Source organism: Vibrio sp. 2096, assembly GCF_033339595.1.
Classification (GTDB): domain Bacteria; phylum Pseudomonadota; class Gammaproteobacteria; order Enterobacterales; family Vibrionaceae; genus Vibrio; species Vibrio alginolyticus.
Map to the genome: position 1 here is coordinate 158,749 of NZ_JAWOUX010000007.1, position 14,577 is coordinate 173,325.

The following is a 14,577-nucleotide window of genomic DNA, read 5'->3' on the forward strand; positions in this document are numbered from 1 at the left end:
TCCTTGGTCGAGGTCTAGCGCCTCATCGATTAATTGTTGCGCTAACAGTGAATTAAACCAAGGATGAGGTCAACCAGAAATGTAATGCCAGTTCCGGATCTGGCTAGCTTGGGCTCACGTTGATGGTGTGTTGTTGATTTGTGATGACTTAATGGCTCTCTGACCATACTGCGAATTCATTTCCACTCGGTTCAGTGAAGTGGAATCGACAGCCGCCGGGGAATTCGAAAATAGGGCGGATAATTTTTCCACCATGCTGCTCTACTTTTGTCTGAGTGGCCTGAATGTCTGAGCTATAAAATACTAAAAGTGCGCCACCATTTGCGGTTTGGTTTATAAACTCAGATTTGAAGAATCCGCCATCCAACCCTTGTCCTGAAAATGCAGAATATTCTGGACCATAATCGGTAAAGCTCCAGTCAAAAGCACGCTCAAAAAATTGTTTGGTCGCACTGACATTAGTGGAACCAAATTCAACGTAATTCAATTTTTCATGTTGATGCATGGTGAAATCCTTCTCGGTTACTATCGTTTCTAGGCGAACTTTTCTACGATGATGTCGTCCGCTTTTTCGACAAATAATGCGCCATTATCTCTGAGCTCTGTCAGCACATTCTCTACATTATCAGGCAGCACCGCACGAGTTGAAGCAAGATTAACTACCACATTGTAGCCAAGTTCCAGCGCTTGCATGACGGATTTTTTCACACAAAAGTCTAAGGCAAGGCCACCGATAACTAAGGTATCAATCCCGTTGAACTTTAGAAATTCATGCGCGCCTGTCGTTTTGGTGTCGGCAATATCATGGAAAAAAATACCGTAAGGGTGTGCGTCAGGATCCATACCTTTATTAACTTGAAAATCATAGTCCAACACGGGTGGTAAGCCATCTAGCAGCTCAGAACCTGTTGTGCCAAGCACACAGTGGCGGTTCCACTTTATATCCACATTCGGTAAACCAACGGGCTCAAGCATATTGGCTGGCGATTCTGCATCCCATTTTGCTTTCGGTGGGTGCAAGTCACGACTGACCAGTTTTAATCGGCCTTTGGCATGATTGTTCAAAAGTTCCGGTACGATTTCCAACGCACCTGCAACGGGCAGTTCATCTGGACATAACTCACTAAAGCCTTTCTCTGGATCAACGTCGATCACTGCTGTAGTTTGATAGTTTACTCGAACAGTCATGGCAGACTCCTTGTCTGTCTGATTGTCTGCGTTTATCCACGCAAACAGTTTTGAAAAAAGGTTACTTCGTCGCTAGTCAGCGTATATACCATTGCGGGTTTTCCACCTTTGCCTTTGTTGGTTGAAGCGACTTTATTAGTGGGTTTTAGTACGCCTGAATCTATCAAGCGGCGCTTAATCGTCATTCGGCTGATATCAATACCAAACTCTTGATAAGCAGAAATGATGTCCGCAACCAAAAACTCTTTGTCTAATGCAAACAAAAGAACCGATGTGTATTCAATGGATGCACGAAGCTTTTGCCACGCTTTTTCAATGGTTTTTTGATGATCAAATGCGAGGGTTTCTTCTCCATTGAGAATAGCCTGTAGCGAAAACCATTTAAGTTGGCATTCCGGTACACCTGCATTATTTATTTGCTCTACATTGTTACGATCAACTAAGGCGTAGTGCGTAATGTTTAAGCTCCAGTCTTCTGGATCGCGCTTTGGATCACCGTCGATAAACGCTTCGCTAAAATGGCGAGGGTAGGTATGGATTTTCTCACGGCAAATTCGGCGACGCGCCGCTTCAAAGTTTTCATCGGCCGGGCGTCCGCCTTCACTGGTTAAGTCTTTATCAAAGACAAATCCGCCCGGTAGTGCCCAGACTCCATGGTATGGCCGATTTGGATTTGAACGTTTAATCAACAACACTTCCAATCCCTTATCGGCACAGCCAGATAGCCTGAATGGAATAATGTCGACAGATACGATCATGGTTGGGTCCTAATATTGATTTGTAAGTAATCTAGCGCATAACAAGTGGTCAATCAATGGGTAAGTAACGAGTTGTTAGAAACGTTTTCGGTAGTGTTCTTAATACGGTTTGAGCATAAATTTACGGATGACTCTGACTTATTCACAATGTTTGCTCGAATTCTAGACAAAAAAACCTTATAAAAATGAGTGGTTAGTAACAAAAGTTGACAAACTATAGATGGGTGTTTATTGTTTACGCAAATTAGTTAGTAACAAAAAGTTATATACCCAGGAAGGGCATGTAGAAGGGCACCTAATGACCACCAAACTATTTTCTTCCCGCATCATTCAAAGCGCTTTGGATTTCGATGTCTACAAAGTCAATATGATGAGCGCTGTAACAGCGCTTTACCCTGATGCGATGGTGTCATATAAGTTTATCGTGCGCAGTGAGGAAGACCTCTCTGAGCTTTTGCCTGAGGTAAAAGCCGAAGTCCTTAAACTGCAAGATATTCAATTTACGCAAGAAGAAATTGAATATATTAAGCGTGTCGCGCCTTACCTGAATCCTGACTTTGTTGATGCACTGCGCCATTTCCGTTTCAACCCACAAAGCGATGTCTCTTTCCATAACAAAGCCATGGCTGATGGCTCAAGCCAGTTAAGAATTACTATTAACGGTTTGTGGCGAGATACCATCTTGTACGAAACGATCATCATGAGCATCGTGTCTGAAGTTCGTAGCCGTCAGCGTTGGTCAGATATCCCTGTTGTGCAATTTACCACTGTTTTAGAAGAGAAAATTCGGCACCTAAAGTCGGAACTAAAACGTCGTAACATCACTAACTTTAAATTTTCTGACATGTCGACGCGTCGACGTTTTTCCTTCCAAGCTCAGCGCACTATGCTGGAATATTTGTGCCAGGAAGTGCCGGAATGTTTGACAGGAACAAGCAACTATCACTTAGCAAAAGAGCTGAATTTGACGCCTATCGGCACCGTTGCTCATGAATGGTTTATGGGACACCAAGCTCTGGTGAATGTGCGAGATTCGCAAAAAGTGGCGTTGCAACGTTGGCAAAAAATGTTTAATGGTGCACTAGGTATTGCGTTAACCGATACGATTGGTATCGATGCTTTCCTTAAAGACTTTGATGAAGAACTAAGTAACGCGTACTTCGGTGTACGTCACGATAGTGGTTGCCCTTATAGCTGGGGTGAAAAAATGATTGCACACTACCAGTCGCTGAATATAGACCCATTAACAAAAACACTGGTGTTTACCGACGGACTTAACTTCGAACAAGCGTTAGATATTTGCGAGTATTTCCAAGGACGTATTCAGGTGAGTTTTGGTATCGGTACTTTTCTTGCCAATGATATGGGTGATTATGTCAATAAAGATGGTGAAGCCTACCAGCCACTTTCTATCGTGATAAAAATGGTCACGTGCAATGGTTCACCGGTCGCCAAAATCAGTGACGAACCTGAGAAAGCCATGTGTGAAGATATCTTCTTTTTGATGAATCTCAAGCGCCGCTTTGAACAACCTCTTGATTTAAATGAGTGTCGTAAAATGATTGATCGTTTAGAAACTGAAGGTCAAAATTATCTCATCGACGCGTAGGCGTTATCCTCTCTCCATGATAAGCACCCTCTATCGTTACGACAAATTTATATAGGTAAACGTGGAGGGTGATTTCGTTATAGTAATATACAGAAGTAACCAGATACAGCGCAGGAAAGCACTCAAAAGTTGATGTGTTATCTGCCTTTGATTGGTGTAAATCGATACGTTACAGCATCGTGGACGGTGTATCTCATCCGACACTAAACTCAGTCTAATCACGTAGTTTATTCCCACGTACCATGAGCTCACTCGGGTATAGACGTCTATCTGCTTTTATGACTTTGGGCTTCACGTAGTTGCTTGAATCAGGAGTCAAAATGAACCTAGTAGTACATTTGCAAAAGAAAGCGATCCGAAAATATGGCTATGAGATGGCCACTCGCCAAGCATGGAAGTGTGGTATCAAGGCAAATCTTGTAAAGCGCGTGATTGGCCTTTTTAAAGGACAAATTGTTTGTGTGGTTGAAGGTTGCCGAGCAGAGTTTTCTTCTCCTCTTAATAACCCCCTTCACGAAGATGACAAGCAGGGGCGATATGTGTTTGTTGGCGGTGTATGCTGGGAACCAAATAACATTATAGCGCCTGGTTTCCCTGATTTTATGTTTATGCACGTGCGTAATCTAAGCCACCGTCATAAGTATTTAACGGATGACGAACTATTTTTGAGCTTGGCTTAAAAATAAATCTCATAGACTAGTCCAGCCCAATCATAATCAGTAGTGATACAGTTTTAGCTCTGTTGACATTCTGCTGAGTGTTTCTTGACGTACCTCTTATAAAACAGTGTTTCTTTACTTGTTAATAACAGAGGGTTTGTTTTCGTCTGATGTGATTTCCCTTTTGCGATTTACCATAACGCTCATCAAAGCAAACCATACTGGGATGTAAATCATGAATATGAAATCTATCGCAATTGCAACGGCAGTTGTTGCTGTACTAGCAGGCTGTAAAGACAAAACGCCACCAGCTCCAACTCAAGCAAACATTACTTTGGTTGAAGCGGTGACTGAAACGGTGAAAAAGCCGCACCAAGTATGTAAAGACGTGGTAGTAACCGAGCAAGTTGCCCCTGCGGATGACAATAAAATTATTGGTACGGTTGGTGGCGCAGCAGCTGGAGCAGCGCTGGGCAACCAAATCGGTGGTGGCTCAGGTAAAGTGATTGCAACTGCAGCTGGTACGATTGCTGGTGCAATGACAGGTCGTAAGATCCAGGAGAATGTGCAAAAAGGTGATGTAGTAACAACGACGAAAAAACAGTGTCATACAGAATATACGACATCTGATAAAGTAGTGGGTTACGACGTCACTTACGAAGTTTCAGGTGCACCAACGACGGTTCGTTTGGCGAGCAAGCCAGCGACAAAAACGTTCCCAATTCAAGATGGTAACGTTGTTCTACCACAATAGTTAGCGACTTAACCGAAGCGATTAACAAGCCCTTTTATCTTTGAGATGAAAGGGCTTTTTCACATAAGCGGCGTTTTCATCTGTTTTCCCATTGGAATGTGCGGCCAGAAATACCCGTTAATTTCCGCGTTCGATACAATCACTTTTCTTAAAGTACGAACGGAAAAAACATGGAAGATTTTTACCTGACCGAGCACGGTCTGGCTGGTTATTTCGAAGCGCAATGGTTCGACAAGTTCATTGAGGATCAACAGATTGAGATGATAACCAGTCGCTCAAAACAAGTCCCATTTTCTTTTTTGTCATCACCTCACTGCTCCCAAGCTGCTGATTTTATTGCGCAGGCGGTAATCGAAAGCAGCGTTCAGCCGTATTCCCTACTTGAGGTTGGGGCGGCGCTGGGAAGAAATTATTATGAGTTAGTGCAACGCTTACCTAACCTTAAAGAAGCGACGCTTGTGGAGCCTTCAAATAGGTTAATGGATGGCTTGAAGCAACTATTAATAGAAGAACAACGCGTCGAGCTTACTTACCTTCACGATGTGAACACCTTAAACACTTTAGAGGTAGAGAATAGAGATATCGTACAGAAATGTGCTCATGTTGATTTGACGCTAATTAACCAGCCTTTTGAGCTCGATACTCTCCAATCTCGCTTTGATTTAGTCGTATGTTTAAATGTGATTGATCAATGTGAGTCGCCACTTAGCGTGATCAATGCTCTAAAAAAAACCACCAAGGTGGGTGGGCTGATCGTTGTCTCTTGCACTTATCAGTGGAACGCGAAACACATCAAAAATAAAGAAGAGGCGGTTGATGATATCAAAGAATACTTTGCTGAAGGCTGGCGTCTAGTGTCGGAAGCCGAGCATGAATATCGCATCCGGTTTAATGATCGCTTTGCAAGGCAGTTTTTATCTCACGTAGTCGCTTACGTAAAAACCGATTAGAGCCACATAAAAAAACCGAGCACTTACGGCTCGGTTTTTTAGTCTTTGGGTTAGAGCACAACTTTAAGTAACGTGCGCTTCTTGTTGCTCTTGCAACTTTTTCTTGCGACGCTCTCGTTTAGAAAGCCAAACCAGAGGCACAACAATCATAATGGTTCCTATTGCCATAAATATGTCTGGCACTTCTCCAAACCAAATCAATCCCACAAACACGGCACCAATTAAGCCACTGTATTCAGCGCTGGCAATTTTGTTGCTATCGATCGAGCGGTAAGCGATGACACATGTTGCTGCATAAATCATGATGAACAAACTTGAGCCAGCAGCAACAGGGAAAGCACTCCAGTCCCAAGGTTCTGCTTCGATCAGAACAAGCAAGAAGGCTACTGGAATACCTGCCAAGTTTGTCATCAATAACGTTTGCATCACAGACTGATTTTTTGGCAGTTTTCGAATGAGCAAGTTATTGATTGCTAAAGTAATTGCAACAACTAAAGCTGAAATAGCTGCCCAATCGATTTGGTCTGGACGAATGATGACCAATACACCGGCAAAGCCCATTATCGCTGCGGCGACCGATTGCTTAGACAACTGTTCTCCAAAAAAGATTGCTGCAAGTGGCAACATGATCAATGGCGCGGCGTAAAAGATCGCGTTCGCAGTTGCGAGCGGTAAAGATGAGATCGCCAAAACCATGAATATTGCACCAAGTAACCATACGTGAGCGCGAACAGCATGCCACTTAAACCCTTCAAGAAAAGGCGCATTTTTTGTTAGCAAGTAGACTGGCAGCAGGAAAAGCACCGCTGAAATTTGTCGGAAAAAGACAAATTGAAAAATAGGCACTTCATTTCCGACACTTTTAATTAAAGAGTCCGAAAGCACCGCAATGAGGTTTCCAACAATTAATAGCAGCATCGCTGCTCCGACCGATGTAACTTTCACTTTTTCCTCTCCTCTTTCTTTGCCAAAGAGTAGGTGATGTCATAGGATGAAGTGAAGTGATATTTATTAGTTTAAGTATGAGATTTTTAGATAATGAAATTGCCACCACTCAGAGCGGTTCACTGTTTTGAATCTGTTGCCAGAAACTCGAGCTTTTCGCTTGCTGCTGAAGAACTCAATGTGACGCAAAGTGCCGTTAGTCACCAGATACGACTATTAGAAGATTATTTGGGTGAATCATTATTTATCCGTCAAGGCAGAAAGCTCTCTTTGTCCGATACGGGCACCCGCTATTTAGAGGATATTAGCCCAGCAATTAGCTCAATTGCGATGGCCAGCCAAAAGGTGCGAGAAGGGGACAAAGGCAGCATACGGTTGGCGATTTATAGCTCGCTTGCCGTAAAGTGGCTTATTCCTCGTTTGTCTGATTTTAAGCGCTTACATCCAGAAATCGATCTGACACTCAATATGGTCGTTGGTGATCCTGAACAGACAGACAGCGTTGGCGATTGTTTTATCACGGTAGAAAAGCCAAAGCGAAACTACATGTCGGTAAAGTTATACGCGGAGACGCTGTATCCGGTCTGCAGCCATAAAATTTGGAAAGAGTTGCAAGATCAACCGATTCCAGAAGCGCTTTGGCGATACCCTATTTTGTCGACAGACTCAATTTATCGTGAGAGAGGAAAAGACTGGGCTGAGTGGTGCAGAGCGGGCGGTTACACCTTGCCGAAAGATGTCGATGTTCAACATTTTAGTCATATGTTGTTGGCAATAGAGGCGGCGCGTTATGACCAAGGCATCGCATTTGCGAATGATTTTATGCTCAATGAAAGAGATAAAGCGCACGATTTGGTGTACATCCCTTCTCATGGATTGGAAACCGGAGACAGCTTTTATTTTATTCATAAAAAGAGTCGAGCCAAGCAAGCGGAAATCATCAAACTCACTAACTGGTTGAAGCAGCAATGCTTGTGAAATGACTAAATTGTCAAAATTAAGAAAGAAAGTGGCAAAGTTGTGTCTAAATATTTCATGTTTTATTGAGTTTTTATTCATTAACATCCACTTGGTTTTGAAACCAAGTGAAATGGATAGCATGGCATGCTTAAGGATGGGCAAAACACAACCTCAATAATTAACAGGCAGTGAAATACAATGTTTAAAAAAACATGGCTAATGACAGCCCTTCTAGCAACATGTTCTGTTGCAAACGCAGCTCCTTACGTTGGTGCATCTGTAGGTCAAGCATCGTTTGGTGATGTTAATGGCTCTATCAATGGTGGTGGTACTAACGCTAGCACTAAACTTAAACTTGAAGATGACTCAAGCCTTTCAGGCAAAGTATTCGGTGGTTACAAATTCAACGAATACATTTCTCTAGAAGCAGCCATTGGTGGCTACGATGCTTTAGACGGCAAAGTTGTTACTGTTGGTGATATGAAGTATCTATCGATTCAGCCAAAAGCGACTCTACCGATTGGCGATCGTTTCAACCTTTTTGCTAAAGCTGGTCTTTCTTACTTCAATGCTGAATTCAAAATTAGCAACTCTGTGATTGACGGTAGCGCAGGCCATACCACCATTTCTGACAGCACTGTAACAGGCATGTACGGTTTAGGCGCAGAGTTCGCTATTACTGAAAACTTTGCTCTACAAGTTGAATGGGAATACATGATGCCTGAGCTAGACATTGCGAAATTTGGCAATGAAAAAGTAACGGTTGATGCAGACATCAATGTGTTCTCTGTAGGTATGAGCTACCGTTTCTAAGAATACTTATTCAAGTTACCTCTTGGCTTAGTAAACGTTTTTGACTTCTGTTGGTCGAGCTGAGTCCAAGCTTTGAATTTGTTTAGATATAGCACAGGAAGTTTAGTTGCTAAGCGTCCTGTGCTATTTTTTTGCTTTGGAATAACTCTTAGGAATCTTTGTGAACGATGTCAATCTTAGGTATCTGGATCTACTGTTAAAGCACTTTGAACCTCACCAGTATCACCTTGTTACGCTTTCTGAGCTAGAAGCGGTGATTTGCACGTCGAGGCGCAATGTTTCTATTGTGATGAAAAAGCTTGCCACTTACGATTGGGTCGATTGGCAACCTGCGATTGGCCGAAGTAACGCTAGCCGTCTCAGTATTAATATTTCCCTCCAACAAGCGATGACCGAGTTTTTGGTTGAGGAGCTTGGCAGAGGAAGAATGAACTCAATAACGAAACTTATTGATTGGTTCGGTCAAACCGCGGTTAGAGCACTAACTATCGCTTCTGAAAAAGTGAATCGATTGAATGAATCAAATAACGCTATTTTGATTTCTTCTTACCCTTGGGTATCCAAAATCGACCCTGCGAATACTTACCGTCACACTGAATTACACGTCGCGAAAAGCGTTTATGACGTATTGCTGACCCAAAATTCCAATGGTGGTATCGAGCCATCGTTAGCACACGAATGGAAAATGGAAGGCAAGGTAATGACGTTATGGTTGCGGCCAGGCATATATCGCCATGATGGCGAGCCCCTTAACATACAGGATGTGGTTTGGAGTATAGAAAGACTTAGGGAGATAAAAGGACCAGTTCACGAGCTCTGGCAGTGTATTGATAGCGTGGTTGCAGAAACATCTAACTGCTTAAAAATTATATTGAAGTATCCGAACAAGTTGTTTCCATACATGCTAGCAACTCCTCATGCGTCTATTCTGTGTCGAGATGTCGTCTCTTTCGGTTCTAGTTATTCCTACCACATAGGGACTGGACCATTTAAAATCAGCGGCTGGAACCAGGAGAGTATGACTCTTGAAGCGCACAAAGAGTATTTTTCAGCACGCGCATTGTTAGATCAAATAACGCTGTCTCATGGTGATGTTAAAACCTTAAATATGTTGAGCTTTAACCAAAGCTCCGATCACGTTGAAGTGGAAAAAATTAGCGCATTTTCATATCTGACCTACCGCGAACGCGTGGAATCCCAACTCACAAAAGAGACTTGGTATCAACTCGCTGATTACATCCATGTGCAAAAGCGAATTTATGATGCGCTAAGTGCCGTTGACAGCATTCAGTTAGAGACTCATGAGCAAGATTTATCAATAACAGATGGTGGTGTGATACCTAAACTGAAAGGTAAAGTGGTATTAGCTGAACCTGTCTGGACGATACCGAGTCTAATTCGCCATTCCGAATGGTTGCACAGTGTGATACGTGCAACGGGATTGGAGTTGGAGATCGTCGTTATTGATGACATTAGTTTTCCTGAGGTAGTGTCTCACCAAGCAGATTTGCTCTTCATTGAGGAAGTCATGGAAGCACCATTTGAATATGGCATCTTCGAATGGCTGTCGATAGCAACTGGGCTGCGTTTTAGTTTTGATCAAAGCCAGATGTTAAGCCACAGAGAAAAGGTTCGCAGGGCGATGGCAGATGATGACTCGCTTCAGTCTTTATTAAACCTAGAGAAAGCGTTGCGCGATCAGTACCTATATTTGCCTTTGTTTGTTGGCTACGAAGAAGTGACAAAAACACAGCAAGTGCGAGGTGTGCAGGTGAAGAATACAGGCTATAGCGATTTACATAGGTTATGGATTGCTCATTCACACTAGAGTCTGTGTTCAAGATTATGCAAATGTCCAACGCATAAAGCCATCGAAATGATGGCTTTATAAGGGCGTATCGGATTAGAAGTTGTACGACACACTTGCGCCAACAACCCATTGGTTTGCACTATCAACGATAGATGAGTCGCTGATACCGCTGCCTAGGCGCGTGTATTGTGTCATTTGGCTTACTTGCCAGTTGTCGTTGATTGGCATAACAAGTTTGTAGCCCACACCATAGCTTACCGTTGAATCACCTTTGTATGCTTTGCGGTTTGCGTTTGCTTCGCGTTGTTTTACACCAAAGTAGTAATCTACGTAGTCTTCACTTTGATAAGTTAGGTTAGCAAAAGGAACAAAATCAACACTACCGAATTTCATGATGTGGAAGTAAGTCGCGCCCGCTAAGTAACCTTTGTAAGCGCCACTGATATCGTGCTGAAGGTACGTAGAAATGACGTTGTTTTGATCCAGTGTAAAGTCTGCGTTTAAACCTAGATCGACGGCGAAGCGGCGTTTATCTGTGCCTTTCAGGCTTTTCGCTGTATCACCGTCGCGCATTACACCGCTACCTACAAGGTAGGCACTCATGTTGATTAACTCATTGGTGTTGCCGAAGAAGCGGTAGTTAATGCCACTTAGGTCGGCATTAAAGTCGTCACCATGGTAACCACCGTTGAGAATTGGTGCTGTATTATGCTTTTGATCTTTGAAAAGATCGCTGCCTTGAGCCACACCAGCTTCTACGTTCCAACCGCCTTCGTTGTTGTAGATGTTACCGTTACGAATGTAAGTATCGCCAGCGAAAGCTGAGCCAGCAGCTGTCAGAGTAAGTAGTGCAATTAATGTTTTTTTCATCATTTTTCCGAGTTGTTCTGTTTTGTTTTGAACACTGTACAAAATGACGTTGTAAGCATCTATCGGCAAAGCGTATGGAAATGTAATGAACAATCAGGGTAAGAAGCAGAATGTTGCTTCAGAATAGAAAGGTTGCTGGGATAGCTTTCGTTAAAATAACGAAAAATCCGAGCTGGGGTGGCTCGGATTTGGGGTATTTATCAGGTATTGATACTAACTTCTTACTGTTTCGTTAAGTTGTATAGTGGTGCTAGGTCACCCGTTACTTTTTCGCCATTCATGTCTAGCTTCATAAGTACGTTTTCACCAACAAAGTATTGGTTTGGTGCATCTTCATTTGTCAACGTTACGATGCTGCCATTAGCGTCCCAAGTGAATTGACCTTCAGATTTTGATTGACCGTCTTCTTTGTCTTGGTAGCTTTCTTCAAGTACGTAAGTGCCATCTTGATTTAGTGTGATGGTCATATCTATACCAGCACAATCCGCGCAAGGTAGTGTTCCTTTGTAGGTGCCGTTCCAGTCCAGAGCACTTAGTGCGTTGTGTTCAGAGTCTACAAACGTCTCTTCAGTAATTACCTGTTCTTCTTCTACTGGTAACGTGTCAATTGTCTCAGTCGTAACGTCTGCACTGGTGGTGACTTCAGTTTCCGTTGCCTGAGGTACTTCAACTGCGCTTGTTTCGGCAGGTTTCTCATCTTGACAGCCTGCAAGAATGATTACCGCGCCTGTTAGTGCCAACATTGTCTTTTTCATTTTATCCCTCTTTAAATCAAGATTTTGTATGAGAGTAATAGTAGACATTTATCGGGGATTTGCGTCATCAAAAAGCAATAGAATGATCTAACTATGTCAATAAAACCGGATATGAGCATGAAATTGTCAGGAAAATCAGAACAATGTAAATGTTGATTTGGGTATCAAGCTTGAGCCCACAGACAAATATCTAAAAGGGGATTGGGAGCGAGTTAATTGATAACAGCCCACATTGTTGTGAGCTGTATTATCAACATCATCTAAGAAACGTTATTGAAGCTTGAGCGTGAAGTGCCCCGTTTTGTGCTTCGTTGATCAGAAAATAGCTCCGCAATAACCTGACGATTTAATTCGCCTTTCAAATGGCCGTGCTCATCGATGACGGGCAGTGAATGTTCACATGACATGACTTCAGTTAGCACTTGCTCAATGGCTAAATGTGGAGAGATGATAGGCACCTCTTCATAGATATCATCACGCCAACCTGATATATGAGTTAACTTCGCTGCGTTTAGCAATCCTTGCTGTGTTATCACGCCTTGATAGCCTGCATTGGTCTGATGGTAGGCATAATCACGTTTAACACGTTTCATTTCACTCAGTGCATCTTCAATGGTTTCAGCGCGAACACAGTACGAAGGTGGCTGCATCAGCGTTTCGACCGTCAGTGCTCGCGCTCTATTGACGTCTTTTACAAAGGCTTCAACGTACTCATCGGCAGGATGCAGTAAAATTTCGTCTGGTGAACCTTGTTGGACAAGTTCACCGTCTTTAAGAATCGCGATGCGATCGCCAAGTCGAAGCGCTTCATCTAAATCATGAGTAATGAAAATAATGGTTTTGTGCAGCTTCTGTTGCAGCTCTACCAACTGATCTTGCATTTCGCTCCGAATCAGAGGGTCCAATGCTGAGAAAGCCTCGTCCATCAACAGTATTTCGGCGTCGGTAGCCAGTGCCCGTGCAAGGCCCACTCGCTGTTGCTGTCCACCCGATAGTTGAGCAGGATACCGGTGCTCATAACCCGTCAGTCCAACGGTTTCTAACCATTCATTTGCTTTTTCTAAGCGCGCCTCTTTATTCATTCCCTGAACTTCCAAACCATATGCGATGTTGTCGATAACAGTGCGATGAGGCAGCAAGCCAAAGCGTTGGAACACCATAGACATCTTGTGACGGCGAAACTGTTCAAGTTCTTTGTTAGAAAGTTGCATGACATCCACCCCTTCTACCAAGATCTGCCCCATGGTTGGATCGATTAATCGGTTGAAGTGGCGAATCATGGTGGATTTTCCAGAACCGGATAACCCCATAATGACAAAAATTTCACCCTTTTGAATTTGCAGGTTGATGCCTTTTAGTCCGACCGTATGGCCCGTTTCCGCTAAAACCTGCTCTTTACTATGTCCCAACTTAACGCGCTCAATCACGCTATTGGGCTTGGGGCCGAAGATTTTATACAGACCGCTGATTTCGATAAGTGGACTAGTCATGTTTTGAGTCTCCTAAATGAGCTTGAGTGCGTTTCGCATACGCTTGTGAAGCACGATCAAAAAGGATTGCTAGGGCGACAATTGCTAAACCATTGAGAAGACCAAGAGTGAAATATTGATTGGTAATAGACTTTAGAACAGGCTGACCTAAACCTTTTACCCCAATCATTGATGCGATGACCACCATTGACAGTGCCATCATGATCGTTTGGTTAATTCCCGCCATGATGGTTGGCATTGCAAGCGGAAGCTGAACCCCAAAAAGCCGTTGCCGAGTGCTGGCACCAAATGCGGTTGCGGCTTCCAATACTTCTTTATCAACTAGACGAATGCCCAAATTGGTTAAACGAATAACCGGTGGAATCGCGTAGATCACTACTGCGATAAGGCCAGGAATTTTCCCGATGCCCAATAACATCACAACTGGAATGAGATACACAAATGCTGGCATGGTTTGCATGACGTCGAGTAATGGTGTTACCACCGACTGAATGCGATTAGAGCGCGCCATAGCGATGCCGATAGGGATACCAAGTGCGATGGCAAGCATGGTACACACAGTGATGATACTGAGCGTGCGCATAGTATCTTCCCACATTCCAAAATAGCCAATCAGAATCAGCGAACCAAAACATGCAGCGGCCAGTTTCCAAGAGCGGCTAGCGGCATAAACGAGAGTGGTGCAGACACCTAAAATAATGAACCAAGGTGTAGAAATCAGAAGTTTTTCAAACCAGACAAGAAACGCAAGGAGCGGATCAAACAGAGACTCAATGAGTTCACCATACTCGCGAGAGAAATCTCTATAGGCGCCGTCGAGTGTTTTGCGAATCGCCCTGAGATCAGAGGCATCCATTTCCGGGAATTCGCTGAGCCAATTTGAGTCAGACATGTGTACTTCCTTTTTCTGATATACCTAAGCGCTTTCAAGAAACTTAATTTGGCAAGAAGAGTAGGGCACCTAGGCCAAGTAATGGTCGTTCGACAGGTTCTTTATCGAACGTATTACTCTTTAA

At 43.3% G+C, this 14,577-nt stretch carries 15 protein-coding genes; 7 read left to right on the forward strand and 8 right to left on the reverse strand.

Annotated elements, in window-relative coordinates; genetic code table 11:
* Nucleotides 1-148: 148 nt before the first annotated feature.
* The 3 genes from R7Q41_RS15025 to R7Q41_RS15035 are packed head-to-tail and all read right to left on the reverse strand — an operon-like array spanning nucleotide 149 to nucleotide 1,946.
* Nucleotides 149-505: a VOC family protein gene (locus tag R7Q41_RS15025; protein ID WP_042523322.1), complete on the reverse strand. Its 357-nt coding sequence runs from the start codon at nucleotides 503-505 to the stop codon at nucleotides 149-151.
* 29 nt (nucleotides 506-534) lie between these two features.
* Nucleotides 535-1,188, reverse strand: coding sequence for an isochorismatase family protein (locus R7Q41_RS15030; RefSeq protein WP_005389657.1), 654 nt, complete (start codon nucleotides 1,186-1,188; stop codon nucleotides 535-537).
* Nucleotides 1,189-1,220: 32 nt separating this feature from the next.
* Nucleotides 1,221-1,946 carry an NUDIX domain-containing protein gene (locus tag R7Q41_RS15035; protein WP_005373953.1) on the reverse strand — a complete coding sequence of 242 codons (726 nt, stop codon included), beginning with the start codon at nucleotides 1,944-1,946 and terminating at the stop codon, nucleotides 1,221-1,223.
* A 298-nt stretch (nucleotides 1,947-2,244) separates the two neighbouring features.
* Here R7Q41_RS15035 and pncB point away from each other — a divergent pair, with 298 nt between their 5' ends.
* The 4 genes from pncB to R7Q41_RS15055 all read left to right on the forward strand — a co-directional run bounded on the left by pncB (nucleotide 2,245) and on the right by R7Q41_RS15055 (nucleotide 5,918).
* Nucleotides 2,245-3,555 (forward strand): nicotinate phosphoribosyltransferase, encoded by a 1,311-nt coding sequence (pncB, locus tag R7Q41_RS15040; protein WP_213911844.1) that lies wholly within the window; start codon nucleotides 2,245-2,247, stop codon nucleotides 3,553-3,555.
* Nucleotides 3,556-3,875: 320 nt separating this feature from the next.
* Nucleotides 3,876-4,235, forward strand: a complete 360-nt coding sequence (locus R7Q41_RS15045) for a hypothetical protein (RefSeq protein WP_005373947.1) — start codon at nucleotides 3,876-3,878, stop codon at nucleotides 4,233-4,235.
* Nucleotides 4,236-4,449: 214 nt separating this feature from the next.
* Nucleotides 4,450-4,968, forward strand: a complete 519-nt coding sequence (locus R7Q41_RS15050) for a glycine zipper 2TM domain-containing protein (RefSeq protein ID WP_238844263.1) — start codon at nucleotides 4,450-4,452, stop codon at nucleotides 4,966-4,968.
* Between the two features lie 170 nt (nucleotides 4,969-5,138).
* Nucleotides 5,139-5,918, forward strand: a complete 780-nt coding sequence (locus R7Q41_RS15055; protein WP_318144559.1) for a methyltransferase domain-containing protein — start codon at nucleotides 5,139-5,141, stop codon at nucleotides 5,916-5,918.
* Between the two features lie 63 nt (nucleotides 5,919-5,981).
* On the opposite strand, the gene R7Q41_RS15060 is transcribed toward R7Q41_RS15055, so the two are convergent.
* Nucleotides 5,982-6,863, reverse strand: a complete 882-nt coding sequence (locus R7Q41_RS15060) for a DMT family transporter (protein ID WP_005373940.1) — start codon at nucleotides 6,861-6,863, stop codon at nucleotides 5,982-5,984.
* A gap of 93 nt (nucleotides 6,864-6,956) precedes the next feature.
* Here R7Q41_RS15060 and R7Q41_RS15065 point away from each other — a divergent pair, with 93 nt between their 5' ends.
* From R7Q41_RS15065 to R7Q41_RS15075, 3 genes are all read left to right on the forward strand, one after another.
* Entirely contained in the window at nucleotides 6,957-7,841 is an 885-nt protein-coding gene (locus R7Q41_RS15065) for a LysR family transcriptional regulator (protein WP_005387224.1), read from the forward strand.
* A gap of 180 nt (nucleotides 7,842-8,021) precedes the next feature.
* Nucleotides 8,022-8,636: an outer membrane beta-barrel protein gene (locus R7Q41_RS15070; RefSeq protein ID WP_005373936.1), complete on the forward strand. Its 615-nt coding sequence runs from the start codon at nucleotides 8,022-8,024 to the stop codon at nucleotides 8,634-8,636.
* Nucleotides 8,637-8,796: 160 nt separating this feature from the next.
* On the forward strand, nucleotides 8,797-10,464 hold the full coding sequence (locus R7Q41_RS15075) for an ABC transporter substrate-binding protein (RefSeq protein WP_258481258.1): 1,668 nt from the start codon (nucleotides 8,797-8,799) through the stop codon (nucleotides 10,462-10,464).
* A gap of 75 nt (nucleotides 10,465-10,539) precedes the next feature.
* Here R7Q41_RS15075 and ompV read toward each other — a convergent pair whose 3' ends face one another.
* The 4 genes from ompV to R7Q41_RS15095 form a co-directional block, all read right to left on the reverse strand.
* Nucleotides 10,540-11,316, reverse strand: a complete 777-nt coding sequence (ompV, locus tag R7Q41_RS15080) for an outer membrane protein OmpV (protein ID WP_017635134.1) — start codon at nucleotides 11,314-11,316, stop codon at nucleotides 10,540-10,542.
* A gap of 221 nt (nucleotides 11,317-11,537) precedes the next feature.
* Nucleotides 11,538-12,071: a copper resistance protein NlpE gene (locus R7Q41_RS15085; protein WP_238970563.1), complete on the reverse strand. Its 534-nt coding sequence runs from the start codon at nucleotides 12,069-12,071 to the stop codon at nucleotides 11,538-11,540.
* A gap of 260 nt (nucleotides 12,072-12,331) precedes the next feature.
* The gene (locus tag R7Q41_RS15090) at nucleotides 12,332-13,561 is read right to left on the reverse strand and encodes a glycine betaine/L-proline ABC transporter ATP-binding protein (protein ID WP_258481259.1); all 1,230 of its coding nucleotides are present in this window, start codon (nucleotides 13,559-13,561) and stop codon (nucleotides 12,332-12,334) included.
* A complete protein-coding gene (locus tag R7Q41_RS15095; RefSeq protein ID WP_005373926.1) occupies nucleotides 13,554-14,453 on the reverse strand; it encodes an ABC transporter permease in 900 nt (299 codons plus the stop codon). The genes R7Q41_RS15090 and R7Q41_RS15095 overlap by 8 nt, the downstream gene beginning before the upstream one ends.
* Nucleotides 14,454-14,577: the final 124 nt, after the last annotated feature.

Coding starts and splice junctions, on each gene's coding strand:
- R7Q41_RS15025 (WP_042523322.1), bottom strand. CDS start 505: ATGCATCAACATGAAAAATTGAATTACGTTGAATTTGGTTCCACTAAT.
- R7Q41_RS15030 (WP_005389657.1), bottom strand. CDS start 1,188: ATGACTGTTCGAGTAAACTATCAAACTACAGCAGTGATCGACGTTGAT.
- R7Q41_RS15035 (WP_005373953.1), bottom strand. CDS start 1,946: ATGATCGTATCTGTCGACATTATTCCATTCAGGCTATCTGGCTGTGCC.
- pncB (WP_213911844.1), top strand. CDS start 2,245: ATGACCACCAAACTATTTTCTTCCCGCATCATTCAAAGCGCTTTGGAT.
- R7Q41_RS15045 (WP_005373947.1), top strand. CDS start 3,876: ATGAACCTAGTAGTACATTTGCAAAAGAAAGCGATCCGAAAATATGGC.
- R7Q41_RS15050 (WP_238844263.1), top strand. CDS start 4,450: ATGAATATGAAATCTATCGCAATTGCAACGGCAGTTGTTGCTGTACTA.
- R7Q41_RS15055 (WP_318144559.1), top strand. CDS start 5,139: ATGGAAGATTTTTACCTGACCGAGCACGGTCTGGCTGGTTATTTCGAA.
- R7Q41_RS15065 (WP_005387224.1), top strand. CDS start 6,957: ATGAAATTGCCACCACTCAGAGCGGTTCACTGTTTTGAATCTGTTGCC.
- R7Q41_RS15070 (WP_005373936.1), top strand. CDS start 8,022: ATGTTTAAAAAAACATGGCTAATGACAGCCCTTCTAGCAACATGTTCT.
- ompV (WP_017635134.1), bottom strand. CDS start 11,316: ATGAAAAAAACATTAATTGCACTACTTACTCTGACAGCTGCTGGCTCA.
- R7Q41_RS15085 (WP_238970563.1), bottom strand. CDS start 12,071: ATGAAAAAGACAATGTTGGCACTAACAGGCGCGGTAATCATTCTTGCA.
- R7Q41_RS15090 (WP_258481259.1), bottom strand. CDS start 13,561: ATGACTAGTCCACTTATCGAAATCAGCGGTCTGTATAAAATCTTCGGC.
- R7Q41_RS15095 (WP_005373926.1), bottom strand. CDS start 14,453: ATGTCTGACTCAAATTGGCTCAGCGAATTCCCGGAAATGGATGCCTCT.